Genomic DNA, 25,922 nt, shown 5'->3' with positions numbered 1-25,922 from the left:
TAATTTTTTATAGATCCTTATTATTAATTTATAATAACCTATCTAATTTTAATTTTTGAAATCATAGAATTTATTTTTTAAATTAAAAATAGGTAACATTAATCTATATTAATTATATAATAAAATTATACTAAAATAATTGATTTTATTACCCATTTTAATATAATACAATAAATAAAACTCAAGTATTTTTTATTCCTTTAATAGGATATTCATTTTTAAATAAAAATATAGGAAATCCAATTAATAGTTATTAAGGAACTAGTTATAAAAAATTATTATTAGAAATACGTTATTTAATTCAAAATAATTTACATAATGATTTTAAAACTAAGTTGAATACATTTATATATATAATGTGGAAATATTGGAATATATTATTAGGTGATTACTTCATTGAAAATTAATAAGTATATAGGGTTATAGATGGTCTATTTTTTAGAAATATAAAATTTATTTTATTATAGGAAATAATCTATAATTATAAATTTATAGAAATTATATATGTAAATGGTATCTCCCGGAATCGAACCGGGGACACAAGGATTTTCAGTCCTTTGCTCTACCAACTGAGCTAAGATACCATTCAAAAAATATTTTTATTTAATAAAATTACACTAAAAATAGTTAGTAATAACTTTAACAAAATATTTTTTACATTTTTTTTGATGATTTAATATAATATATTTGATAAATATTTAAAAATAATTAATTGATAAATTTAATATTAAGATATATATAAATGATATGATTTACTATACTAGTATAGTTTTTATTACTATACTTATTTCTGCTTTTTTTTCAGGTATGGAAATGGCTTTAGTTTCTTCTAGTTTATTTCAGATAGAATTAGAAAAAGAAAAAAATTCTTTTCGTTATAAAATTATGTATGAAAGTATTAGAAATTCTAATAAATTGATAACTACAATATTAATTGGAAATACGATATCGTTAGTCATATATGGTATATATATGGAAAAGATATTTTTTTATTTTTTTTCTAAAGTATATTCTTCTATATGGATTTTTCTATTAGAAACAATATTTTCAACTATAATTATTTTAATGATTGGTGAATTTATTCCAAAAATTGTATTTAGTATATATTCAAATGAATTATTAAGATTTTTTATTATTCCCATATATATTATAAATATAATTTTATCTCCTATTACTAATTTTGTAATATGTATTTCTAATCTTTTTTTAAGAATTCTTGGAGAAGAAAAAAATTTTCAAAAGAAAATTTTTGATAAATATGATTTAATTCATTTTTTATCAAAAAATGTAAAATATAAATATCAACAAAAAGGATTTGTAGAATCTAAAATAGATATTTTTCATAAAGCTTTGAATTTCTCTGATAAAAAGGCAATAGAATGTATGATTCCTAGAAAAGAAATAATTTCTTGTAATATAATCGATTTATCTATAGAAAATCTTATAAAGATGTTTTCAAAAAGTGGATTTTCTAAAATTATTATTTATAATAATAATATAGATAATGTTATTGGATATATTCATTATTTAGAATTTTTAAAAAAACCTAAATATATAAATAAATCTATTATTAGGTCTGTAGAATGTACTTATATTAATACTCCTGTAAAAGAAATAATGGATCTATTGATTAGAAAAAAAAGAAGTATCGCCATAATATTAGATGAATATGGGGGTACTGCAGGATTAATTACTATAGAAGATATTTTAGAAGAATTTCTAGGAGATATCAAAGATGAGCATGATGAAACATTCTTTTTAGATAAAAAAATAAGAGACAATGAATTTTTATTTTCTGCACGTTTAGAAATAGATTTTATTAACTCTAAATATAATTTGGAAATTCCAACTTCTGAAAAATATGAAACTTTAGGTGGTTTTATTGTTGCTTATACTGAAAATATTCCTAATAATGGAGAAAAAATAATAATTAATGAAAATTTTTATATCGAAATCAAAAAAGTATCTAAAAATAAAATAGAAGAAGTTTTTTTTCTAAAAAAAAGTTAAATAATGATTATTTTAGAAAAAATAAGAAGAAATACATGGTTAATTTTGTTAACTATAATTATTTCATTTTTTTTTATTGTATTAGATCCTAATTTAATTCTTAATTTATTTCTACATAATTCTAAAAAAGTTATAGGTAAAGTAAACGGAGAAAACATTTATGATGAAGAATATATTAATTGTTTACAATTTTTAAAAAAATTTGGGGGATTTATATCAAATGATGAATTAGAAAATAACGCTTGGAAATTATTAATTAATGAAAAATTGTTGAGTCAACCAGCAAAGAAAATTGGAATAAAAATTTCTGATAAGATTTTTTGGAATATTGTAAAAAAACAATCTATATATAGTAAAATAAGTGATTTTGATGATTTTAATGGAGAGATGGATTTAAAAAAATTTAAATCTTATTTAAATTTTTTAGAAAAAATTAATAATGATTCTAATAACGATTATATTCAAATTGAAAAAAATATTTGGAATCATGAAAAAAATAGTATAAAAAATAAGATATATACTAAAAAATATTTAGAGATGATAATGTATGGATTAAATACATCAGAAATAGAAGCAAGATTGTTTTTAAAACATAAAAATCTTTTTTCTATTATTGATTATGTATTTGTTCCTTATTCAGATCTAGAAAAAAAATACATTATTAATATATATAGTAATAATATTGATAAATATATTAATAAAGATAAAAATCAACATAACTTAAGAAGTTTTATTTTTATTTTTTTTCCATTTAATCCATCTTCAGATGATAATAATAATATTAATCATAATATGAAAAAGTTATTTAATCATTTAAAATATACTGATAATCCTAATAATATTATTTCTTCTCAATCTGAAAGACCATTTGATTCTAATTTTTATACTAAAAAATATTTTCCTCCTATTTTAAGAAAATTTGTAGAAAAAAATAATAAAGTAGGTAGTATGTTTGGACCTTTTAAAGAAGGAAAAGTTTATTTTTTAGGTAAAATAATTGGAATAAAAAAAATTTTTGATTTTGTTTCAATTAGTCATATATTAATTTCTCATAAAGATGCAAAACAATCTTTTAATAAAAGAACTAAAAAATCTGCTCATAGAATAATTAAAAATATTTATAGTGATATTTTAAAAAATCCAAAAATGTTTGAAATATCGTTAAATAAATCAGATGATATTTTTAATTCTAAAATAAATAATGGAAAATTAGGTTGGTTGAAATATGAAGAAATAGATCCTATAATCGGTAGTGATATTTTTTCGATCAAAAAACATATTGGATCATTAAGTATTATAGAATCTGATTTTGGATATCATATTATTCGAATAGACAAACAAAAAAATATAAAGGATGCCTATCAATTAGGAATAATAATAAAGACTATTTATCCATCAAAAAAAACTGAAAATGAATTTTCTAACAAAATAAAAAATTTTTTATTGAAAAATAAAAAATTAGAATTAAATGAATTAATTAATAATGCTAAAAAATATAATGGAGAATCTTTTTTAATAGAAGATATAAAAAGAAATCAATGGAATATTGAAGGAATAGATACTGAATTAGATAAAAATATTATTGAATGGTCTTTTGAAGAGAAAAGAAAAAAAAGAGATATAAATATTTTTACTACTTCTAATAAAGATTATATTATAGTTTATTTATGTCAAAAAAACGGAATTTATATAGACAACAAAAATAAAATAATTTCATCTTTTTTAAGAGAAAAAATGAATAATATCATTCAAAAAGAATTTCTAAATAATAATTTAGAAGAATTATCATTATTTTTTAATAAGAAAATAAATAAATCATACAAAATATGTCTAGACAATTCAACCATAGATATTTACAAAGAACCTAAGGTAATAGGAGAAATTTTTTCATCAAAATTAAATAATGGAAGAATATATCCTATATCAGGAATCAATGGTATTTTTTTTGTAAAAATAAATAAACGTTTTTTCAAAAAAATAAATAAAAATAATCTTTCTGAAGAAATTAATTATTTAGATAATAATTTAAGAAAAAAATTATTAGGAAAATTAGGATATGATTTATTAGAAAACGCTGAAATAAAAGATTTTAGAAAATAGAAATCACCATTTAATTTCGTCTTCTATTTTTTTCTTAGCTTTTTTTAAAAATCTTATTCCTTCTCCTAATCCTCTAGCTATTTCCGGGATTTTTTTAGGTCCAAAAATTATAATAGCTATAAAAATAATAAAGAAACTTTCTTCAAAACTAATAAATAAAAGATTATTCATGTTAATATATAAAATAATTTTATTTAAATATATTTTTTATTTTTTAAAAATAATTTACTTTTATTATAATTTTTACAAAAAAAATTTAAAATTAATTTATATCTAACATAGAAAAATCATTTGATTTATAAAATAATAATATAAAATAATTAAATGATAAAATTTATACAAGAAATTCTTAATCATCCTTTTTTATCTATTTCTATTATAATAAACTTATTTATAATAGAAAGTATTTTATCTATAGATAATGCTATAATTTTATCTTCTATGATAATAGAATTAGATAGAGAGAAAGATCGAAAAATAGCTATGATATATGGATTTACTGTAGCATATATATTTAGAATATTATGTTTATTTTTTACATCTATATTAATTAATGTTCAATGGTTGAAATTATTAGGAGGGGGGTATTTAATGGTTAATGGAGTTATTAATTATTATAATAATAATAAAAATATAAATCTTATAAAAAGAAAAAAAAAAAAAATATTTTCTTGGAAAACTGTTTTATCGATAGGATTAATGGATTTAATTTTTTCTATTGATAATATATTTGCATCTATAGCTTTATCTAAAAACTTATTGTTGATATTATTTGGAGTGTTTATTGGAATTTTATCCATAAGAATATCTACAAAATTTTTTATAAAAATAATCAAAAAAGTTCCGGAACTAACTAGTTCTGTTTCAATTATAATAATATTACTTGGATTAAAATTATTTATTTCATATTTTAAAGAATCATTTTTTGGAGGATATAAAGAATATATATTTATTTTATTAATATTAATTATAATTACATTACCTTTTCTTTTTAAAAAAAAATCATAATAAAATTGTAATAGGATTTTCTATATATTCTTTAAAAGATTTAATATAATTACTCGCTAAAGCACCATCAATTATTCTATGATCACATGATAATGTGATCTTCATAACATTTCCTATTTCTATTTGATTATTAGAATTATTTACGATTGGACGTTTTCTAATGCTACCAATAGATAATATTGATGAATTAGGAGTATTTATAATAGAGGTAAAAGAATCTATCCCATACATACCTAAATTAGAAACTGTAAATGTACTATATTCTAATTCTTCTAGATCTATTTTTTTTGATTGAGATCGTATGATTTTTTCTTTTATTTCTTTAGAAATTTCTAATATTGATTTTTTATCTGCATTTCTGATAACCGGAACTATTAATCCATTTTCAATAGCTACTGCAAAACCAATATTTATTTCTTTATGAGAAAGAATATATTCATCTGTCCATGATACATTCATTTCAGGATTTATTTTTAAAGATTGAGCAGCGATTTTAATAAGAATATCATTAAATGATATTCTTTCTTCTATAGAAAGTTTTTTATTAAATTTTTTTCTTAAATCGACTAATCGATCTACATTTAAATCGACAAATAAGTAATAATGTGGAGCTGAAAATTTAGAATTAGCTAAACGTTTAGCTATTATTTTTCTTATTGAAGATTGAGGAATTTTTTCTACTTTATTATTTTTTTTATATTCAGTTATAGATTCAATATCTCTCTTTATTATTCTACCGTGATCTCCTGTTCCTTTTACATTTTTTAATGAAATATTTTTTTGTTTTGCTATTTTTTTAGCTATAGGAGAGATTGATTTTATAGTTTTATTTTTTTTTATTAAATGATTTATATCTTCTCCTTTTTCTCCTATAATTGCTAATAGATCATTAACCTTTTTTTTTTCTCCTTCTTTAACTCCTATAATAGGAGAGATTGATTTTATAGTTTTATTTTTTTTTATTAAATGATTTATATCTTCTCCTTTTTCTCCTATAATTGCTAATAGATCATTAACTTTTGTTGTTTCTCCTTCTTTAACTCCTATAAATAGGAGAATTCCACTAATATCTATTTCAAAATCTTGAATAGCTTTATCTGTTTCTATTTCTGCTATTATATCACCTTCTATAACTTTATCTCCTATTTTTTTATTCCATTTAACTACAGTACCCTCTTCCATAGTATCGCTTAACTGGGGCATAGATATTATTTCTGCCATGTTTCTATTTATTTTTATTTAGTTAGTTATATATATATTTATTATTTTACAATAATAATTAGTTTATTTATAAATAATTAGTTTATTCATAAACAACATCGAACATATCTTTTAAAGAAGGCAATTCCGATTTTTCTGCGAATTCTACACAATAATTTATTTCTTTTTTGACTTGTTCTTCGACAAGATATAAATTTTTTTCAGTTTCCCATTTATTTTTCAATATAAAATTTCTTATTTTCAAAATTGGATCTTTTTTTTTAAAAAAAGTAACTTCCTCTTTACTTCTATATAATTCAGAATCTGACATTGAATGACCTCTATATCTATAAGTTCTTATTTCTAAAAATGTAGCTCCTTCTCCTTTTCTAGCTTTATCAATAGCAAAAAAAGCTTTTTTTGCTATTTTTTCAGGATTCATTCCATCTATTGCAAAGGATTTCATTCCATAAGCAGATGCTATTTTATATATTTTTTCGATATTGGAACTTCTTTCTACAGAAGTTCCCATCGCATATTTATTATTTTCACATATAAAAACAATAGGTAATTTCCACATCATAGCCATATTAAAAGTTTCATGTAATGAGCCTTGTCTTACCGCTCCATCTCCCATTAATGTTAATGTTACGGATTTTCTATTAAAATATTTATCGGCAAATGCAATTCCTGCTCCCAATGGAATTTGCCCACCTACTATTCCATGTCCACCATAAAAACGATTTTTTTTACTAAAAATATGCATAGATCCTCCAATTCCTTTGGAAGTTCCAGTTTTTTTTCCTAAAAGTTCTGCCATTATTAATTTGGGATCCACCCCCATAGAAATGGGTAAGATATGACATCTATATGCTGTAATCATATTATCTTTAGAATTATTCATAGCATAAGTTAATCCAGCTGGAATGGCTTCTTGTCCATTATATAGATGTAGAAATCCTCTAATTTTTTGTTTTAAGTATAAAGACCTACATTTATCTTCGAATTTTCTCCAAAAAAACATGTCTTTAAACCATTTTAAATAGGTATTTGCAGTTATTTCTTTCATAAAAAATTATTTTATTATTTTTTTTATGAATCTTTTTATATGAATACAAATTTAAATGATAAGAAATAAATCTACAAAATTAAATATTAATCTGATTCCATCATTAAACTTATTGATGGAATAATAGTTTCTAAAGCTATCTTTCTTGATCCTTTAATAAAAAGATAATCAATTTTTTCTATTGGATTTTTTTTTATCCAATAGATAAATTTTTCTTTACTAAAAAATTTTTTTATACTGATTTTTTTTGAATTTATATTTTTAGTTTTATAGAAATTTTTTCCTATTAAAAATGCTTTATTTATAGTACTTTTATTTAAAAATATAAGTATTTTTTCATGTTCTTCATTAGAATAATGTCCTAATTCCAACATATCTCCTAATATAACTATTTTAGAACCATAAATTTTTTTATCAAAAAAAATTAATGATCTTATCATGCTGGTAGGATTAGCATTATAACAATCTATAATTATTTTTCCATTTTTTTTATTCAATATTTGAGAACGATGATTATTTGGAATATATTCTTCTATTGCTTTTTTTATTTTCTTTAAAGAAATTTTAAAATAAATTCCTATAGTTATAGATAAAGCTATATTATATATATTATAATCTCCTATAAGTGAAGAAGTTATTGTAGTATTTTTAACGCATAAAATAGATTTAATATTATTATTATGGATAAATTGAAAATTTACATCTGATTTTTTTTGTTTATTTCCAGAAAAAATAAATCTTCTCATTTTTTTACTATTAGATGATTGAATAGGATCATCTCCATTTACAAATACTAATTTTTTATTTTTTCTTAAAAAATTATACAATTCTAATTTACTACGTATAACCCCATTAAATCCTCCAAATCCTTCTAAATGTGCTTTTCCAAAATTAGTAATACAACCGTAATCAGGATTAATTATAGAACACATATTTTCTATTTCTTTTTCATGACTAGCTCCTATTTCTATTACAGATATTTTTGTATATCTAGGCATAGATAATATAGTTAATGGTATACCTATATGATTATTAAAATTATGTTTAGTATAATGTACATTATCGTATTCTTTAGATAATATATTTTTAGTAAGTTCTTTAGTGGTAGTTTTTCCATTGCTACCTACGATTGCAATAATTGGAATATTAATACATTTATGTCTATGATAGATTGCTAATTTTTGTAGGAATATTAATGCATTTTTAACAAAAAATATTTTTTTATTTTTAAAAAAATATTTTTTGTTATCCATTATAACTAATATAGCTCCATTTCTAATAGCTTCTGCTACAAATTGATTTCCATCAAAATTTTCTCCTTTCAAAGCTAAAAAAATAGATTTTTTCTTTACTTTTTTACTATTTATTTCTATTCCAGAAGAAATGGTATATATTTTATATATATCTTGTATTGTCATGAATTATATATTAAATCTTCTTCTAATTTTATCTTTAAGTTGTTAATATTAGTAATTGTGATTATTTTTGAATTTTTAACATAAGAAATATTTCCAGTTTCTTCAGAAACAACTAGACATATAGCATCTGTTTTTTCAGTAATTCCAATTGCGGCTCTATGACGAAGTCCTAATTGATATGGAATGAATTTATTATAAGAAACAGGAAGTATAGCTCTTGTTCTAATTATTATATTTTTTAATATAATAGTTGCTCCGTCATGTAATGGACTATTTTTATAAAAAATACTTTCTAGTATAGGAGAATTTACTTTAGCATTCATTCGATCTCCATTTTTAATAAAATTTTTTATATCTTGATGTAATTGAATAACTATTAAAACACCTGTTTTATTCATAGAAAAAATTGCACATGCTTTTGCAATACTATCTATTGTTTTAGTTTTTGTATTAGATATTATTGATTTTTTAAAAAATAAAGGAATAATTTTTTGTAAATATAATTTACTACCTACTATTAATAAAAATTTTCTTATTTCTGGTTGAAATAGTATAATTAATGCTAAAAATCCCACTTTAAAAAATGCATTAATTATCATACTTATAAATTTAATTTTATAAATTTCTATTATTTTATAGAAAATGAAAGTTATAATAAATCCATAAAAAATATTTATAGTAATAGTATTATAAACCAGTTTATAAATTTTAAATAGTATAATACATACTAATGTTACATCGATAATTTCTCTAAAATATATTTTTAATATATATATAATTTTTTGAAACAAAATTTGCAACTTATATATATTTTTATCTATTATGATTTTAATTATAAAATTTCTTTATAATATTGTGTTATTTTAATGCATTCTAATGCTTCTTTAACATCATGAACTCTGATTAATTTTACTCCATTTTTCAATAATGCTATTGTATGTATAATAGAAGTTGCATTTAATGAATCTTTATGAGAAATATTTAGCAATTTTTTTATCATAGATTTTCTAGATATTCCTATTAATATTAAATGATCTTGAAATCCTAATAAAGTTAAATTTTTTAATAATTGAAAATTTTGATTAAGTGTTTTTGAAAATCCAAATCCAGGATCTAGTATAATATCATTAATTCCATTTTTTTTCAAAAAAAATATTTTTTTTGAAAAAAAATTATTAATTTCTACAATTATATTATCGCTATAATATGTTTTATTTTGCATGTTATTTGGAATACCTACCATGTGATTTAAAATATATGGGATTTTCAGTTTTATTAAAAGTGAAAACATATTTTTATCTAATTCTCCTCCAGAAATATCATTAATTATCACGGCACCTTCTTCTATTGCAGCTTTTGCTATTTTACTACGAAAAGTATCAATAGATATTTTAATTTTTGGAAAAGTTTTAATAATATATTTAATAGGAGATATAACTCTATTAAACTCTTCTTCTTCTGTTATTAATTTAGCACCTGGTCTTGTCGAACATCCTCCAATATCAATAAAATCGGCTCCATCTTTTAATAAATTTTCTATATGTTTTAATATTTTTTTTTTAGAATTTAATAAATTACCATCATAAAATGAATCAGGAGTTAAATTAACTATTCCCATAATTTTTGGTTTATCAAATTTTAATAATTCTCCAGCGCAATTAATTATCATTAATTAAAATATTTTATTTTATTGTATTATAAATTCAAAAAAATTATGCATTTTTTATCTATTGAAATATTTCTCAAAAAATGTAAAAAAATTTTTTTAGAAAAGTTAAAAAATTATGGATCATCATGGATAGCTTTAAATAAATATTCTATGATAGATCAAATTTTAATTAAAATTATTCGTATAAAAAATATTTCCTCAAAAGGATATTATTCAGTAAAAGAAGAAAGTATTATAGATACATATATAGATATCATCAATTATTTAATAATTGCTTTAATAAAAATAGATTTAAAAAACGAACAAAATATATCAAATAATGATAAAATTATTGATTTGTATAATAAAAAAATAAAAAAAATATTTAATTCTAAAAAAAATATTGTTTTTTACAAAAAATTTAATATAGAAAATATTATAAAAGAAATTTTTTATATGAAAAAAAAAATAAACAATTTTAATAACAATCAATTAAAAAATAATTATTTTAAAATCTTAATTAAAATTCTATCTCATTATAATAATATTCATAAAAATTTAGAGAAATTTTAATCATATAAAAATAAAATGATGAGAAAAATTGTAATTGCAAATTGGAAAATGAACTTTGATTTACATCAAACTGCATCTTTTTTAAGAAATTTTTTAAAATTATCTTTTAACAAAAAAATAATTTATAATAAAGAAATCATTATAGCACCTTCTTTACCTTTTTTACATATTTCAAATCAAATAATTAAAGGAACATCAATAAAAATTTCAGCTCAAAATATTTTTTTTATGGATAAGGGGCCCTATACTGGAGAAGTTTCAGCATCAATGTTAAAATCTATGGGAATAGAATATGTTATAATTGGACATAGTGAAAGAAGAATAAATTTTTTTGAAAATGATGAAATTTTATTAAAAAAAATTAAAATAGCAATAAAAAATAAATTAAAGATTATATTTTGTTTAGGAGAAACATATAATGAAAGAAATGAAAATAAACATTTTATATCAATTAAAAATCAATTAAGTAAAACAATTTTTAATTTTTCTTTATATGACGTTCAATATTTTTATATAGCCTACGAACCAATATGGGCAATTGGAACAGGAATAAGTGCAAATTCTGATCATATTCAAATGATGCATCAATTTATAAGATCTTTATTTTCAAATAAATATGGAGAATCATTTTCAAAAAAAATTCCTATTATATATGGAGGAAGTATTAATTTAAATAATGCAAAATCAATTTTTTCAATTCCAAATGTAAATGGTGGACTAATAGGCAATTCTTCACTTAAGATTGAACAATTTTTAAAAATTGTTCAATCTTAAAAGTGAATATTATATTTTATATTTATATTTAAGTATATTAATTATTATTTTTTTGGCCTCGTAGCTTAAATGGATAGAGCATCTGATTACGGATCAGAAGGTTATGGGTTCGAATCCCTTCGAGGTCTTATTATCCTAATTAATCAGGATATAATTTAATTATCCTAAATAAGGTTTTAATATTTTACTTCTAGAAGAATGTTTTAACCTTTTCAAAGCTATGCTTTCTATTTGTCTTACACGTTCTCTAGTTAAGTCACAAAATTTTCCAACTTCTTCTAAAGTCATTGGTGGAGTCCCATTTAATCCAAAGTGGAGAATTATCACACGACGTTCTCTATCACTTAAAGTTTTTAGTATTCTTTTTATATCCTTTTTTAATGATTCTTTTTCTAGAGTTTCATCTGGCTTAGGTGATTCATCTGATCTTACTAAATCATATAGATTTGAATCTTCACCTTCTATTAATGGAGCATCCATGGAAATATGTCTACCAGAATTTTTTATAGAATCTTCTACATCTTTTTCATTCATATTTAAAAACTCAGCTATTTCTCTGATAGACGGTGTACGATGCAATTCTTGTTCTAATTGAGCTAATGTTTTTAATATTTTGTTTAATAATGCTAGTTTATTAGTAGGTTGTCTTATAGAACGTGATTGTTCGGCTATTGCTTGTAATATAGCTTGTCTAATCCACCAAACTACATATGAAATACATTTAAAACCTCTTGTTTCATCAAAACGTAATATTCCTTTGATTAAACCTAAATTGCCTTCGTTGATTAAATCACATAAACTTAATCCTTGATTTTGATATTGTTTTGCTACAGATACAACAAATCTTAAATTTGCATTAACTAATTTATTAGTTGCTGAACTTTCACCACTTCTAGCTTTTCGAGCATATTCTACTTCTTCTTCAGGAGTTAATAATGGAATTTTTCCAATCTCATGAAGATATTTATCCAATGATTCAGATTCTCTATTAGTTACTTGTTTAGTAATTTTTAATTGTCTCATAATTATTTAATTTTAATTTATTTTTTATTATATATATATAATATTTTTTTTATATTATATATATATAACAATAATTTTATTATTTTAATACTTTAATTATTTATTTTTTTTTAGGTCTAGGGATAATAACTTTTCTAGATAATTTAATTTTTCTATTTTTTTCATCAATTCCTAGAATTTTTACATTAATAAAATCCCCTACATGTAATTCATCTTCTATGTTATTTATTTTTTTCCAATCGATTTCAGAAATATGTAATAAGCCTTCTACACCTTTAGAAATTTCTAAAAAAGCCCCAAAATTTTTTATAGATTTGACTTTTGCTTTATAAATTTCTCCTATTTTAGGAAAAAAAGCAATTTTTTTTATTTTATCTATGGCTTTTTGCAAATTTTCTTCATTTTTTCCTAAAATCTCTATATGTCCTAAATTTTCTTTTTCTTCAATTACAATATTTGTATTAGTACTAGATTGTATTTCTTGTATAGTTTTTCCACCTGGTCCAATTACCAATCCAATAAAATTTTTTGGGATATTAAAAGTATATATTTTTGGTGCTTTAGGTTTCATTTTACTTCTATATCTAGGAATAGTATTTAACATTTTATTCAAAATCAATAATCTTCCTTCTAATGCTTGAATTAAAATATCGTTTAATACATCATATGTGATTGCATTAGTATTTTTTACGTCCATTTGACATGCTGTTATTCCATTTTTAGTTCCAGTTATTTTAAAATCTACATCTCCGAAATAATCTTCTTCTCCTAAAATATCTGATAAAATAATTTTTTTATTTTTTTCCATAATTAAACCCATGGAAATACCTGAAACAGGATTTTCTATAGGAATACCTGCATCCATTAATGCTAGACTAGCAGCACATACTGTAGCCATAGAAGATGATCCATTAGATTCTAAAATATCTGATACTACTCGAATAGTATATGGAGTATTTGGAATAATATTTTTTAAAGCTCTTTGAGCTAAATTTCCATGACCAATTTCTCTTCTAGTAACTCCCCTTATAGGTTTTATTTCTCCTGTAGAAAAAGGAGGAAAATTATAATGTAAATAAAATTTTTCATGATCCTCCATAATTATATTATCAATTCTATTTGCATCTAATGATGATCCTAATGTTACGGTTGTTAAGGATTGAGTTTCACCTCTTGAAAATAGAGCCGATCCATGAACTCCTGGTAAATAATTTACAAAACTTGATATCGAACGAATTTGTTTATTATTTCTTCTATCTAATCTAATTCCTTTTTCTATTAATAAAGATCTAAATATTTTTTTCTTTATTTTTCCATAAAGATAATTAATTAAAAATTCTTTATCTTCCATTTCATTTTTTGAAAAAAAAGTTTTTTTAAATTTATTCATTAATAATTTTTCTTCATTGGATCTATTTTTTTTATCTAAAAATTTTTGATAAGATTTTTTTAGTTTTTTATAGAAAAAATAAAAAATTTTTTTTTGTAATTTTTTTATTTTACTACTTTCTTTTTGATTAAATTTTAATGGATTAATTTTTTTTATTTTATTAATTTTTTCTATTAATCTTTTTTGTGCATCAATTTGAGGTTTTATTGCTTTATGAGCTTCTATAATAATTTCCATAAATTCTTTTTCTTTTATCTCTTTCATTTCACCTTCTATCATTATTATAGATTTATCAGAAGCACCAACAATTAAATCAATATCTGCATCTTCTAATTGATTTAAACTAGGATTTACTAAAAATTTTTTTTTAGATCGAATGATACGAACTTCAGATATAGGACCATTAAATGGAACTCTTGATATAGATAAAGCAGTTGAAGCTGCTAGTCCTGCTAATCCATCTGGTAAAACAGTATTATCATATGATAATAAAGAAATCATAATTTGTATTTCTTTATTAAAAGAATCTGGAAACATTGGTCTTAATACACGATCTACTAACCTCATAGTTAAAATTTCTTCATTAGATGGTCTTCCTTCTCTTTTTATAAATCCTCCAGGAATTTTTCCTCCTGCATAATATTTTTCTCTATAATCTACTGTTAGTAGAAAAAAATTATTTTCATTTTTTATTTCTTCTGAAATTACTACAGTGGCTAATAACATTGTATCATTAATACGAACTATAGCGGATCCATCGGCTTGTTTTGCTAGAAAACCAGTTTCTATTGTTATTTTTCTACCATCTATTAGGGGGATATATTCTTTTATAATATTTGACATAAATTAATAATTTAGGTATGAAATATTTTACTTTCTCAATCCTAAATGTTTTATAATATTTTTATAATTATTTATATCATTTTTTTCAATATATTTTAGTAATTTTTTTCTTTTTCCTACTAATTTTATTAAAGATCTTTCCGTATTAAAATCTTTTTTGTTTCTTTCTAAATGATTATTTAAATGATTAATACGATAAGTAAATAAAGCTATCTGTGCTTGAGGAGAACCTGTATCAAGAACAGATTTTCCATAATTTTTAAATATTTCTTTCTTTTTTTCTGATGTTATTGTCATTATAGTTTTCATGATAATTTATTCATTTTCATTATAGAATTAATATATTTTCTATCGTTAGATAAACGAGGAACTTTATTTTGTCCTCCTAATTTTTTATTTTTTTTTAACCAATCATAAAACAGTCCATTTCTAGCTATTTTTACTATAGGAGGACGCAAAATAATATTTTTATATCGTTTTGATTCATAATCAGAATTTAATTTTTGCAATTCTTTATCTAATATTTTTATAAATCTAGATAAATTTTCTGGATGTTTTTTAAATTCTATAATCCATTCATGAGCTCCTGAATTTTTATCATTCATATAAATTGGGCCTGCAGTATATTCATTAACCATTGAATTCGTTTTAATACAAGCATAATTTAATGCTTTGTCAGTATTTTCCATAATTAATTCTTCTCCAAAACAATTAATATAACTAGTAGTTCTTCCTGAAATTAAAATCCTATATGGAGATAAACTAGTAAATCTAATAGTATCTCCTACTATATATCTCCATAAACCTGAATTCGTAGAAATAACCATAGCATAAATTTTATTTAATTTTACTTCACTAATAGAAAAAATTTTCGGATTACTTTTATTTATATCTTCTATAGGAATAAATTCATAAAATATTCCATGATCTAATAATAATAAAAGATCTTTAATTTTACTTCGATCCTGAATAGCAAAAAAACCTTCTGAAGAACTATATACATTATAATAATTAATAGAACGATTATTTAATAATTTTTTATACTGAGGATAATAAGGATCTATATTCATACCTCCATGAAATATTACTTCTACATTTGGCCATATTTCATCAATATTTTTTTTATCAAATGTTTTTAACACTTTAAATAAAAAAATTAATAACCAGGAACAAACTCCTGATAAAATTCTAATATCTTTATTTTTAGCTTCTTTTATTATTTTATTTATTTTTTCCTCCCATTGACTCATTAATGAAATTTTTTTTCCAGGAATACAAATTTTTTCTATCCAAAAAGGCATTTTTTTTATTAAAATAGAAGATAAATCTCCATAAAAAGTATTATATTTTTCATGTAATTTATAACTTCCTCCTAAACGAATAGCTTTTCCCAAAAAAATTTTAGTTTTGGGATGATTATTAATATAAATAGATAACATATCTTTTCCAGCTTTATAATGACCTTTATTTATAGATTCTTCAGTAATTGGTATATACTTACTTTTTGTGTTAGTAGTTCCGGATGATCTTGCAAACCATTTTACTGTACCAGGCCATAATATATTTTTTTCCCCTTTTCTAATTCTATTAATTGTTGATTCTAAGTCAGAATATTTACATATAGGTATTCTTTCAACAAAATTTTTATATTTTTTTATATCATTAAATCCATATTTTTTACCAAATTCGGTGTTTTTAGCAGACATAATTAATTGATTCATCAAATTATTTTGTACATCTACAGGATTATGCATAAATATTTTTATATTTTTTATTCTTTTTTTTAGAAAATAACAGGTTACAAATTCAGATATATATTTTATCATATATTTATTATTTTATTCTGTTTATCTTGAATAATTATTATTTGTTATTTTTTTTGAAAGATATATTGAAGCAATTTCTAATGATAATTTTTCCATATGTACATAATTAAAATTATGATATGTTAATAATTTTTTCATTTTTTCCCCAGAATAATTAAAATGTTTAATAGATTCTTTTAAATAATTAAAAGCAGAATAATTTTTTGATAAAAATCCTCCTATATTACTCATAAACAAATTATTATAAAAATAATAAATTTTTCTGATTAAAAAATTAGATGGAATAGAAAATTCTAAAATTGCTAAAGTTCCATTATTTTTTAAAATTCTATATATTTCATTTAAAGATAAATGAAGAAATTGAAAATTTCTTATTCCAAATGAAATAGTTACAATATCAAAATTTTTATTCTTAAATGGTATATTCTGAGAATAACCTGTAATAAATTGTATTCTTTTTTTTATTAAAATATTTTTAGAATTATTTAATTTATTTTTTGCTATTTCTAACATTTTATTAGATGGATCTAATCCAATAATATAAGAGTTAGTGAATATTTTTGATAATAAAAATGTTAAATCTCCAGTTCCAGTTGCTAAGTCTAATATATTTAGAAAATTTTTTTTTTTATGAAAATTATTTAATAAATAAACCAATTTTTTTCTCCATATTATATCCATTCCTAATGATAAAATACGATTAATAAAATCATATTTTATAGATATATGATCAAACATATTTTTTATTAATTTTTCTTTTAAACTTTTTTTCATAATTTATTAGTTTATATTTTTTTCATTATATTAATAATAATAGTATTATGGAAATGAAATGATTCGATCAATCATTGTAGGCACTGGTCATTATTTACCAAAAAAAATTATAAAAAATGAGCATTTTTTAAATTATGAATTTTACAATGAATATGGATTAAAAATTAAAAATTCTAATGAAAATATCATTGAAAAATTTAAATCTATTACAGAAATAGAAGAGAGAAGATATGTAGAAAAATCTATTTTTAATTCTGATATTGCAGGAATTGCGGCAAAAAAAGCATTATTATCTTCTAAAATTTATAAAGAAAAAATAGATTATATTATATCTGCTCATAATTATGGTGATGTGAATCCAATTACTTATCAATCTAATTTTGTTCCTTCAGTGGCAGCTAAAGTTAAAAATAAACTTCAAATAAAAAATAAAAAATGCCGGCCATATGATATGATTTTTGGTTGTACCGGATGGATAGAAGGTATGATATTAGCAGATCAACTTTTACGTTCTAAATATGCTAAAAATATATTAATTACTGGATCAGAAACATTATCCAATGTTGTTGATCCATACGATAAAAATTCAATGATATTTTCTGATGGTGCTGGTGCAGTTATCTTATCAGCTATTGATTTTAATGAAAAAGAACAATTTGGAATAATTAATTATGATAGTCAATGTGATAATACTAATGAATTATATTATTTATCCAATGGACATTCCTTAAATTCTAAATACACTAAATCTTTAATAAATATTAGGATGAATGGAAGAAAAATTTATGAATATGCATTAAAAGAAGTTCCTATTATGTTAAAAAATATTATTGATCAAACAAATTTACATTTAAAAGATATAAAAAAAATACTCATTCATCAAGCTAATGCTAAAATGGATTATGCAATAATTAAAAGATTACTAAAATTATATAATTATTCAGATAGTAATTTCTTAAAAAAAATTCTTCCTATGACTGTACAAAAGTTAGGAAATTCTTCTGTAGCTACTATACCTACTTTGTTAGATTTGATTTTAAAGAATAAATTGTTCCCTCATAAAATTTATCCTGGAGATATTATATTAATGGGTGCGTTAGGTGCGAGTATGAATATTAATGGAATAATTTATCGTTTTCCAAAAAAAAATTAATTTATGAAGAAAAAAATACATCCAAAAGATTATAGAATTGTTGTTTTTAAAGATATTAATAACGAAAAAATTTTTATTAGTAGATCAACTGTAAGAACAAAAGAATCCATAAAAATAGGAGATAGAATTTATCCTTTATATAAAATGGAAATATCTAGTTATTCTCATCCATTTTTCACAGGAGAAAAAAGATTTCTAGGAAAAACTGGACCTGCTGAAAAATTTAAGAAGAAATACGAAAAATATAACATAAAAAAAATAGATAAGAAATAATGAATTTTATATTATATGATGATGTAGTCATATGGAAAAATTTATTACCATTAACTTTTACTAGACCAATATCAGAAATTCGTTTTGGAATTCTTACTATAAAAGAACGATGGGAAAAATTTTTAGGTCAAAAAATAAATGAAATTTTTACTATTCCATTTCTTCAAAAAAAATTTTCTTTATTAAATCTAGATTTAGATAATAATTTTTTTTCAAATATTTTATTAGTTAATTCCTCTTATATTCCTAATATAGAATTAATTGATAAAATTTTTTCTATTAATGATAATGAAGCAATTTCATTTAAGAAAAAGATTATAGCTATAAAAAAAAAAATAATTTCTTATGGGGATTATAAAAAGAGTAATTTTTTTTCAAAAATTGGAAATAATTTTAAAAAGATCCACGAAATAAAAGAAATCATTTATATTAAAAATATATGGGATTTTTTTATAAAAAATTCATTCATTCTAAATGAGGATTATTTTCTATTAACAAAATGGAAAAAATCTTATTCTTTATTGGGAGATAATTTAATTTTAAATAAAAAAAATATCTTTTTAGAAGATGATATAAAGACTAATAAAGTTGTATTAGATGCTAATTCCGGTCCTATTTATATTGAAAAACAAGTAGATCTTATGGAAGGAACTGTAATAAAAGGACCAGTTTATATTGGAAAAAAATCTATTATTAAAATAGGAACTAAAATATATGGGGGAACTACAATAAGTCCATTTTGTAAGATAGGAGGAGAAATAAAAAATTCTATATTTTTTTCTTATTCTAATAAAGTTCATGATGGATTTATAGGAGATTCTATTGTAGGAGAATGGTGTAATTTAGGAGCTGGAACAAATATATCAAATTTAAGAAATGATTATTGCAAAGTAACAGTTTGGAATTATAAAGAAGAAAAATTTATATCTACAAATGTACAATTTTTTGGGATAATAATGGGAGATCATTCTAAATCATCTATTAATACTCAATTTAATACTGCTACTATAATAGGAGTTGGAACAAACATATTTGGATATGGATTTCCACCTAGATACATTCCTTCTTTTTCTTTGGGGGGAATACAAATTAATAAAAAAATTTTATTTAAAAAATTATGTGAAACTGCTGAGATTGTTATGAAAAGGAGGAATAAAAAATTTTCTATTTTAGATAAAGAAATATTAGAATATTTATATAATTCTTCGTATAATAAAATATCAAAAAATTGGTGAATAATGATGTGGAAACATAATTTGGGATTTCCTCGTATAGGAATAAATAGGGAGTTAAAAAAAGCTAGTGAATTATATTGGTCAAATAATATTGATTGTAATCAATTATTCGAAATAGGTAGAAAAATAAGATTTCAAAATTGGAATTTTCAGATAAATTCCGGTTTAGATTTAATTACATGTAATGATTTTAGTTTTTATGATCATGTTTTAGATTTATCTTTTTTGATGGGTGTAATTCCTAAAATATATTTAGATCCTAAATTTAATAATTTTATCGATTTATATTTTTCAATGGCTAGAGGATATCAAGATAATGAATGGGATATTAAAGCTATGGAGATGACTAAGTGGTTTAATACCAATTATCATTATATAGTTCCTGAATTTACTAAAGATCAGAAATTTTTTATAAATTCAAATAAAATTTTTAGTGAAATAGATGAATTAAATAATATTTTAAATTCATCAGATAAAATTAAACCAGTTTTAATAGGTCCTGTAACTTATCTTTATTTAGGAAAAGAAAAAGATGAATCGTTTCATAAAATGGATTTAATTGATAAGATAACATTTTTTTACATAGATCTTATTAAGAAATTAGTAAAAACAGGAATAAAATGGATTCAATTAGATGAACCAATATTATCATTGGATTTGTCAGATCTTGAAAAAAAATCTTTTAAATATTCTTATGAAAAAATTTATGATGTATTTTCTAATTTAGATATAAAAATATTATTAACTACTTATTTTGGTGGATTATTAGACAATATATCTATTTTAAAAAATATTATTGATCGTATTCATGCAATACATATAGATTTAATAGAAGATCCTAATCAACTGGATGAAATTTTATCTTTGATTAAAAAATCAGAAACTATACTGTCTTTAGGTATTGTTGATGGAAGAAATATATGGAAAAATAGATATTCTAATTCGATTAGAAATATAAAAAAAGTCATAAATTCAATAGGAATGGATAGATTAATGATTTCTCCAAATTGTTCTTTATTACATGTTCCAATTGATTTAGATAAAGAAAAATCTATTCATATAGATATTAAAAATAAAATGTCATTTGCTAAACAGAAGATTGACGAATTAAGTGATTTAGAAAAAATCATAAAAGGAGAAAGATCTATTTTATTAAAAAATTCTTATTTAGTGGATAAGTTAGATCAATCAAATATTATTCATAATAAAAAAGTTAAAAATGAATATTCTGATTTTCAAGAAAAAGATATAAAAAGAAAAAGTAGCTTTAGCATACGACAAAAAAAACAGCAAAAAAGATTTAATCTTCCTTTATTTCCAACAACAACTATCGGTTCTTTTCCCCAAACAAAAGAGTTAAGATCTTTAAGAAATAAATTTAAAAAAAAAGAATTATCTAAAAATAGATACGAAAAAGAAATTAAAAAACTTATTTCATATGTTATAAAAAAACAAGAAGATCTTAATTTAGATGTTTTAGTTCATGGAGAATTTGAAAGAAATGATATGGTAGAATTTTTTTCTGATAAGTTAAATGGAATACTTTCAACTAAACATGGTTGGGTACAAAGTTATGGTAGTAGATGTGTAAAACCTCCAATTATTTATGGAGATGTTAGTCGGACTGATGATATGACAACAAATTGGATTTGTTATGCACAATCTAAAACAAATAAATTTGTAAAAGGGATGTTAACTGGTCCAGTAACTATATTAAAATGGTCTTTTGTAAGAGATGATCAACCTATTTTTAAAACTGCTTATCAAATAGCATGGGCAATAAGAGATGAAGTTTTATCTTTGGAAAGATCAGGAATAAAAATAATTCAAATAGATGAACCAGCTTTGAGAGAAGGGTTGCCTTTAAAAAAGAAAAATTGGAATTATTATTTTAATTGGTCAATTAATGCATTTCGTATTGCTTCAAGCGGTGTTAAGGATGATACACAAATCCATACACATATGTGTTATAGTGAATTTAATGATATAATTGAAGAAATATCTGAGTTAGATGCTGATGTAATCACTATAGAAAATTCTAGATCAAATATGGATCTTTTAAAGATTTTTTCTAATTTTTCTTATCCCAATGAAATAGGACCAGGGGTTTACGATATTCATTCACCTAGAATCCCCACTAAAGAGGAAATTTTTAAATTAATTCAAGAATCTTCTAATTTATTACCTATAAGAAATATTTGGATTAATCCTGATTGTGGATTAAAAACTAGAAAATGGAAAGAAGTTTTTAAATCTATAAAAAATATGACAGAAGCTGCAAAATTAGCAAGAATAAAATTATCTGATTAAATAATTTTATGAATTTATTATTAAAAGAAAAAGAAAAAATAATAAAAGATGAATTCAAATCTCTTTATAATTGGGAAGATAAATATCAATATTTAATCTCTTTGGGAGAAGAGATAGAGAAAAAATCAAAAAAATTTAGATCTAATGATCGATTAATTGATGGATGTCAATCTAGAATATGGATTGATGCTAAATTAGAAAAAAATCGTATATTTTTTGAGGTGGATAGTGATGCTATTATTCCTAAAGGAATGGCAGCGTTAATGGCTAATTTATATTCAGGTGTATATCCTAATGAAATTATAATGTCTGATAATAAAATAATTTACGATATAGGACTAATAGATTTTTTATCTCCAATTAGAGCGAATGGTTTAATATTATTATTAGAAAAAATAAAATTATTTGCTAATCATTATAATAATTATTTAAGAATAGAGAAATAATTTATGTTTCATACTATCAATCCAGTAGATAATAAAATTATAGAAAAATATAGATTTTTTTCTAAAAAAGAAATTGATATTAAATTATATAAATCATTAAAAGCATATATCGAATGGAAAAAATTATCTTTCCAAGAAAGAATTATGTATATAAAAAAATTATATACTTATATAAGAAAATATTCAAATACTCTATCATCATTAATTACTAGAGAAATGGGAAAACCCATATTACAATCTAAATTAGAGATAAACAAAAGTTTAGATTTGTGTAATTATTATTGTAATCTTAAAGAAGAATTTTTAATTCAAAATATTAATATTTTTGAAAAAAAAAATGAAAATAAATATTGTTTTATTGCATTTGAACCAATAGGAACAATATTAGGGATCACACCATGGAATTATCCAATTTGGCAAATAATTAGATCTTCTATTCCTAATTTAATATTAGGTAATGTAGTTTTGATAAAGCCAGCTTTGAATACTGCAGGATCTTCTATTGTTTTAGAAGAAATTTTTATAAAATCTGGATTTCCAATAGGAATTTTTCAAATATTATTAATTAAAACGAATGATGTAGAATATGTAATATCTAATGATATAGTACAGGGTATATCTTTTACCGGAAGTACATTATCAGGAAAATCTATAGGATCATTATCTGGAAAATATATAAAAAAATCTATCCTAGAATTAGGAGGAAATGATGCTTTTATTGTATTAAAAGATGTTAAAAATATTAAAAAAATTGCAAAAATTGCTACAGAATCTAGATTAGATAATACAGGACAAACTTGTATTTCGGCAAAAAGATTTATTATAGATGTTTCAATAATTGATGATTTTATTGATTTAGTTATAAATGAAATGAATACTTTTATAAGAGGTGATTTATATGATGAATCAACAAAAATTGGTTATATTTCTAGATCTGATTTATCGGATAAATTATATAAACAATATAAAAATATTATATGTAATGGAGGAAAAATATGTTTAAAAACAATTAAAGATGGTAATTATTTTTCTCCTTCTTTATTAAGAATAAATAAAAAAGATATAATGTATAATCAAGAAGAAATATTTGGTCCTATTGCAACTATCATTCCCTTTTCAAAAGAAGAAGAAATATCTTCCATTGTAAATAAAACCATATATGGATTAGGAGCATCTATTTGGACAAGTGATATAAATAAAGCTAAATCCTTATCTAAGGATATAGATACAGGTATGATTTTTATTAATCAAATAGTAAAATCAGATCCTAGAATTCCATTTGGAGGAATAAAAAAATCTGGATATGGAAGAGAATTATCTATTTACTCTATTAAAGAATTTTCTAATTGGAAAACTATGGTAATAAAAAATTAATTACTTAATCATTTTTCTCATTCTTGCTACTGGTATTTCCATTTGATTTCTATATTTTGCAATGGTTCTTCTAGCAACAATATATCCTTTTTTTTTAAGTATTCCAGATAATTCTTCATCTGTAAATGGTTTTTCTTTATTTTCATTATAAATTAATTCTCCCAAGAATTCTTTAATTTCAATAGAAGAAATGTATTTTCCTTCTTTATTTATCATTTTTTCAGAAAAAAAATTTTTTATTAAAAAAATACCATATGGTGTATCAATGTATTTACTATTAGCTACACGTGATATTGTAGATATTCCTAATCCAATTTTTTGAGAAATATTTTTTAAAATCATTGGTTTAATTTTTGATTGATCTCCAGTTAAAAAATATTCTTTTTGATAATTTATGATTGCATTCATTGTTAACATAAGAGTATTTTCACGTTGTTTTACAGCATCTATAAACCATTTTGCAGAATTAATTTTTTTTTTAATAAAAATTAAAGTTTTTTCATCATTTTTAACATATTTATAATGTTTAAACATTTTTAAATATATAGATGATATTTTTAATTCTGGAATATTTCTTTGATTTAATGTTAATTTTAATTTTTCGTCTAAAATGGATATGGTGAAATCTGGAATAATATAATCTAATTCTGTAGTAGAATTTTCAGAATAAATTAATCCAGGTTTTGGATTTAATTTATTGATTTGAGATAATATTTCTTTAAGTAGATTTTTATTTATATTAAATTTTTTTTGGATTTTTTTATAATGTTTTTTTATAAATAATTCAAAACAATTTTGAATTATTTTTTTTGCAAAAATTATTTTTTTATTTTTATTTTTTTTATTTAATTGAATTAATAAACATTCCTGTAAATTTCTAGCTCCTATACCAATAGGTTCTAATTTTTGTATATACTTTATAAGTAATTTTTTTATTTTGTCTTTAGTGACCTTGATTCCAAAAATCAAAAATAAATCTCTTTCTATAGATTCTATTTTTCTTCTTAAATATCCATTATTATCTATATTTCCTAATATAAAATCAGCTATCAACAAATCTTTTTTATTTAAAAAAAAAGAAGTATGCAATTGATTTTTTAAAAATTCTTGAAAAGAATGTTTAAAAATAATAGGGATATTTTTATTATTAAATTTTTCATTAATTTTATTAAATGCATTATAATTTTCTTTTGATTTATATTCATTTAAATAATCATCGATATCTTCTGATAGATTACAATTTTTTTCATCTTCTGTTTCTATATAATTTTCGTTTTCATAAAATTTTTCATCTTTCTCAGATAAACAATTAGAATATAATTCTGATTCTAATGCAGGATTATCATCTAGTTCTTGTCTAACTTTTTTTTCAAAATCTATAACAGATAATTGAATTAACTTCATAAGTTTTATCTGCTGAGGGGATAAATTATGTTGTTCTTTTTGTGATAATTGTTGTTTTAACATTTTAATAA

General features: G+C 21.2%; 23 protein-coding genes and 2 tRNA genes. 12 read left to right on the top strand and 13 right to left on the bottom strand.

All coding sequences use genetic code 11. The features are described 5' to 3' along the window. Positions 1-511: 511 nt before the first annotated feature. Positions 512-584: transfer RNA gene (locus H0H58_RS02460), tRNA-Phe, on the bottom strand. A gap of 163 nt (positions 585-747) precedes the next feature. On the opposite strand from H0H58_RS02460, the gene H0H58_RS02455 reads away from it, so the two are divergent. After that, complete coding sequence (locus H0H58_RS02455) at positions 748-2,010, top strand: hemolysin family protein (protein ID WP_185864968.1); 1,263 nt, start codon at positions 748-750, stop codon at positions 2,008-2,010. Between the two features lie 3 nt (positions 2,011-2,013). Continuing rightward, positions 2,014-4,110: a SurA N-terminal domain-containing protein gene (locus H0H58_RS02450; RefSeq protein ID WP_185864967.1), complete on the top strand. Its 2,097-nt coding sequence runs from the start codon at positions 2,014-2,016 to the stop codon at positions 4,108-4,110. Between the two features lie 3 nt (positions 4,111-4,113). On the opposite strand, the gene H0H58_RS02445 is transcribed toward H0H58_RS02450, so the two are convergent. Next, complete coding sequence (locus H0H58_RS02445) at positions 4,114-4,281, bottom strand: twin-arginine translocase TatA/TatE family subunit (RefSeq protein ID WP_185864966.1); 168 nt, start codon at positions 4,279-4,281, stop codon at positions 4,114-4,116. Between the two features lie 153 nt (positions 4,282-4,434). On the opposite strand from H0H58_RS02445, the gene H0H58_RS02440 reads away from it, so the two are divergent. After that, positions 4,435-5,118: a TerC family protein gene (locus tag H0H58_RS02440; protein WP_185864965.1), complete on the top strand. Its 684-nt coding sequence runs from the start codon at positions 4,435-4,437 to the stop codon at positions 5,116-5,118. On the opposite strand, the gene H0H58_RS02435 is transcribed toward H0H58_RS02440, so the two are convergent. The 5 genes from H0H58_RS02435 to folP form a co-directional block, all read right to left on the bottom strand. After that, positions 5,113-6,339 (bottom strand): dihydrolipoamide acetyltransferase family protein, encoded by a 1,227-nt coding sequence (locus tag H0H58_RS02435; protein WP_185864964.1) that lies wholly within the window; start codon positions 6,337-6,339, stop codon positions 5,113-5,115. The two genes, H0H58_RS02440 and H0H58_RS02435, sit on opposite strands and share 6 nt — an antisense overlap. 82 nt (positions 6,340-6,421) lie before the next feature. Then, positions 6,422-7,387 (bottom strand): pyruvate dehydrogenase (acetyl-transferring) E1 component subunit alpha, encoded by a 966-nt coding sequence (gene pdhA / locus H0H58_RS02430; RefSeq protein ID WP_185864963.1) that lies wholly within the window; start codon positions 7,385-7,387, stop codon positions 6,422-6,424. An 86-nt stretch (positions 7,388-7,473) separates the two neighbouring features. Beyond that, entirely contained in the window at positions 7,474-8,805 is a 1,332-nt protein-coding gene (locus H0H58_RS02425) for a UDP-N-acetylmuramoyl-tripeptide--D-alanyl-D-alanine ligase (RefSeq protein WP_185864962.1), read from the bottom strand. Beyond that, positions 8,802-9,596: a diadenylate cyclase CdaA gene (gene cdaA / locus H0H58_RS02420; protein WP_238785134.1), complete on the bottom strand. Its 795-nt coding sequence runs from the start codon at positions 9,594-9,596 to the stop codon at positions 8,802-8,804. Before cdaA ends, H0H58_RS02425 begins: the two co-directional genes overlap by 4 nt. 41 nt (positions 9,597-9,637) lie before the next feature. Then, a complete protein-coding gene (folP, locus tag H0H58_RS02415; RefSeq protein WP_185864961.1) occupies positions 9,638-10,474 on the bottom strand; it encodes a dihydropteroate synthase in 837 nt (278 codons plus the stop codon). A 45-nt stretch (positions 10,475-10,519) separates the two neighbouring features. On the opposite strand from folP, the gene H0H58_RS02410 reads away from it, so the two are divergent. From H0H58_RS02410 to H0H58_RS02400, 3 genes are all read left to right on the top strand, one after another. After that, positions 10,520-11,026, top strand: a complete 507-nt coding sequence (locus H0H58_RS02410; protein WP_185864960.1) for a DUF1599 domain-containing protein — start codon at positions 10,520-10,522, stop codon at positions 11,024-11,026. 15 nt (positions 11,027-11,041) lie between these two features. Continuing rightward, on the top strand, positions 11,042-11,800 hold the full coding sequence (gene tpiA / locus H0H58_RS02405; RefSeq protein ID WP_185864959.1) for a triose-phosphate isomerase: 759 nt from the start codon (positions 11,042-11,044) through the stop codon (positions 11,798-11,800). Between the two features lie 54 nt (positions 11,801-11,854). Then, a tRNA-Arg gene (locus H0H58_RS02400) sits at positions 11,855-11,928 on the top strand. 31 nt (positions 11,929-11,959) lie between these two features. On the opposite strand, the gene H0H58_RS02395 is transcribed toward H0H58_RS02400, so the two are convergent. The 5 genes from H0H58_RS02395 to ubiE form a co-directional block, all read right to left on the bottom strand. Then, on the bottom strand, positions 11,960-12,823 hold the full coding sequence (locus H0H58_RS02395; protein WP_185864958.1) for a sigma-70 family RNA polymerase sigma factor: 864 nt from the start codon (positions 12,821-12,823) through the stop codon (positions 11,960-11,962). A 100-nt stretch (positions 12,824-12,923) separates the two neighbouring features. After that, positions 12,924-15,056 (bottom strand): polyribonucleotide nucleotidyltransferase, encoded by a 2,133-nt coding sequence (locus H0H58_RS02390; protein ID WP_185864957.1) that lies wholly within the window; start codon positions 15,054-15,056, stop codon positions 12,924-12,926. A gap of 27 nt (positions 15,057-15,083) precedes the next feature. Next, positions 15,084-15,353 (bottom strand): 30S ribosomal protein S15, encoded by a 270-nt coding sequence (gene rpsO, locus H0H58_RS02385; RefSeq protein ID WP_185865293.1) that lies wholly within the window; start codon positions 15,351-15,353, stop codon positions 15,084-15,086. Positions 15,354-15,361: 8 nt separating this feature from the next. Further along, the gene (locus tag H0H58_RS02380; RefSeq protein WP_185864956.1) at positions 15,362-16,882 is read right to left on the bottom strand and encodes a GH3 auxin-responsive promoter family protein; all 1,521 of its coding nucleotides are present in this window, start codon (positions 16,880-16,882) and stop codon (positions 15,362-15,364) included. A 21-nt stretch (positions 16,883-16,903) separates the two neighbouring features. Next, entirely contained in the window at positions 16,904-17,656 is a 753-nt protein-coding gene (gene ubiE, locus H0H58_RS02375; RefSeq protein WP_185864955.1) for a bifunctional demethylmenaquinone methyltransferase/2-methoxy-6-polyprenyl-1,4-benzoquinol methylase UbiE, read from the bottom strand. Positions 17,657-17,714: 58 nt separating this feature from the next. Between ubiE and H0H58_RS02370 the strand changes: the two genes are divergently transcribed. Genes H0H58_RS02370 through H0H58_RS02345 form a run of 6 tightly spaced genes read left to right on the top strand, consistent with a single transcriptional unit; the run spans position 17,715 to position 24,447 of the window. After that, complete coding sequence (locus H0H58_RS02370) at positions 17,715-18,809, top strand: 3-oxoacyl-ACP synthase III family protein (RefSeq protein ID WP_185864954.1); 1,095 nt, start codon at positions 17,715-17,717, stop codon at positions 18,807-18,809. 3 nt (positions 18,810-18,812) lie between these two features. Beyond that, complete coding sequence (locus H0H58_RS02365; RefSeq protein ID WP_185864953.1) at positions 18,813-19,082, top strand: type B 50S ribosomal protein L31; 270 nt, start codon at positions 18,813-18,815, stop codon at positions 19,080-19,082. Beyond that, positions 19,082-20,317 carry a putative sugar nucleotidyl transferase gene (locus H0H58_RS02360; protein ID WP_238785132.1) on the top strand — a complete coding sequence of 412 codons (1,236 nt, stop codon included), beginning with the start codon at positions 19,082-19,084 and terminating at the stop codon, positions 20,315-20,317. The genes H0H58_RS02365 and H0H58_RS02360 overlap by 1 nt, the downstream gene beginning before the upstream one ends. 6 nt (positions 20,318-20,323) lie before the next feature. Beyond that, positions 20,324-22,627: a 5-methyltetrahydropteroyltriglutamate--homocysteine S-methyltransferase gene (metE, locus tag H0H58_RS02355; protein ID WP_185864952.1), complete on the top strand. Its 2,304-nt coding sequence runs from the start codon at positions 20,324-20,326 to the stop codon at positions 22,625-22,627. 8 nt (positions 22,628-22,635) lie between these two features. Further along, the gene (locus H0H58_RS02350; protein ID WP_185864951.1) at positions 22,636-23,073 is read left to right on the top strand and encodes a SufE family protein; all 438 of its coding nucleotides are present in this window, start codon (positions 22,636-22,638) and stop codon (positions 23,071-23,073) included. A gap of 3 nt (positions 23,074-23,076) precedes the next feature. Beyond that, entirely contained in the window at positions 23,077-24,447 is a 1,371-nt protein-coding gene (locus H0H58_RS02345; RefSeq protein ID WP_185864950.1) for an aldehyde dehydrogenase family protein, read from the top strand. Here the strand turns inward: H0H58_RS02345 and rpoN are convergent, their stop codons facing one another. Further along, positions 24,448-25,914 carry an RNA polymerase factor sigma-54 gene (gene rpoN, locus H0H58_RS02340; protein WP_185864949.1) on the bottom strand — a complete coding sequence of 489 codons (1,467 nt, stop codon included), beginning with the start codon at positions 25,912-25,914 and terminating at the stop codon, positions 24,448-24,450. Positions 25,915-25,922 lie beyond the last annotated feature (8 nt).

Origin of the sequence: Blattabacterium cuenoti, assembly GCF_014251775.1 — a bacterium.
Lineage (GTDB): Bacteria > Bacteroidota > Bacteroidia > Flavobacteriales > Blattabacteriaceae > Blattabacterium > Blattabacterium cuenoti_H.
The sequence above is the reverse complement of the archived record's forward strand: the minus strand, read 5'-3'. Positions and strand labels throughout refer to the sequence as shown.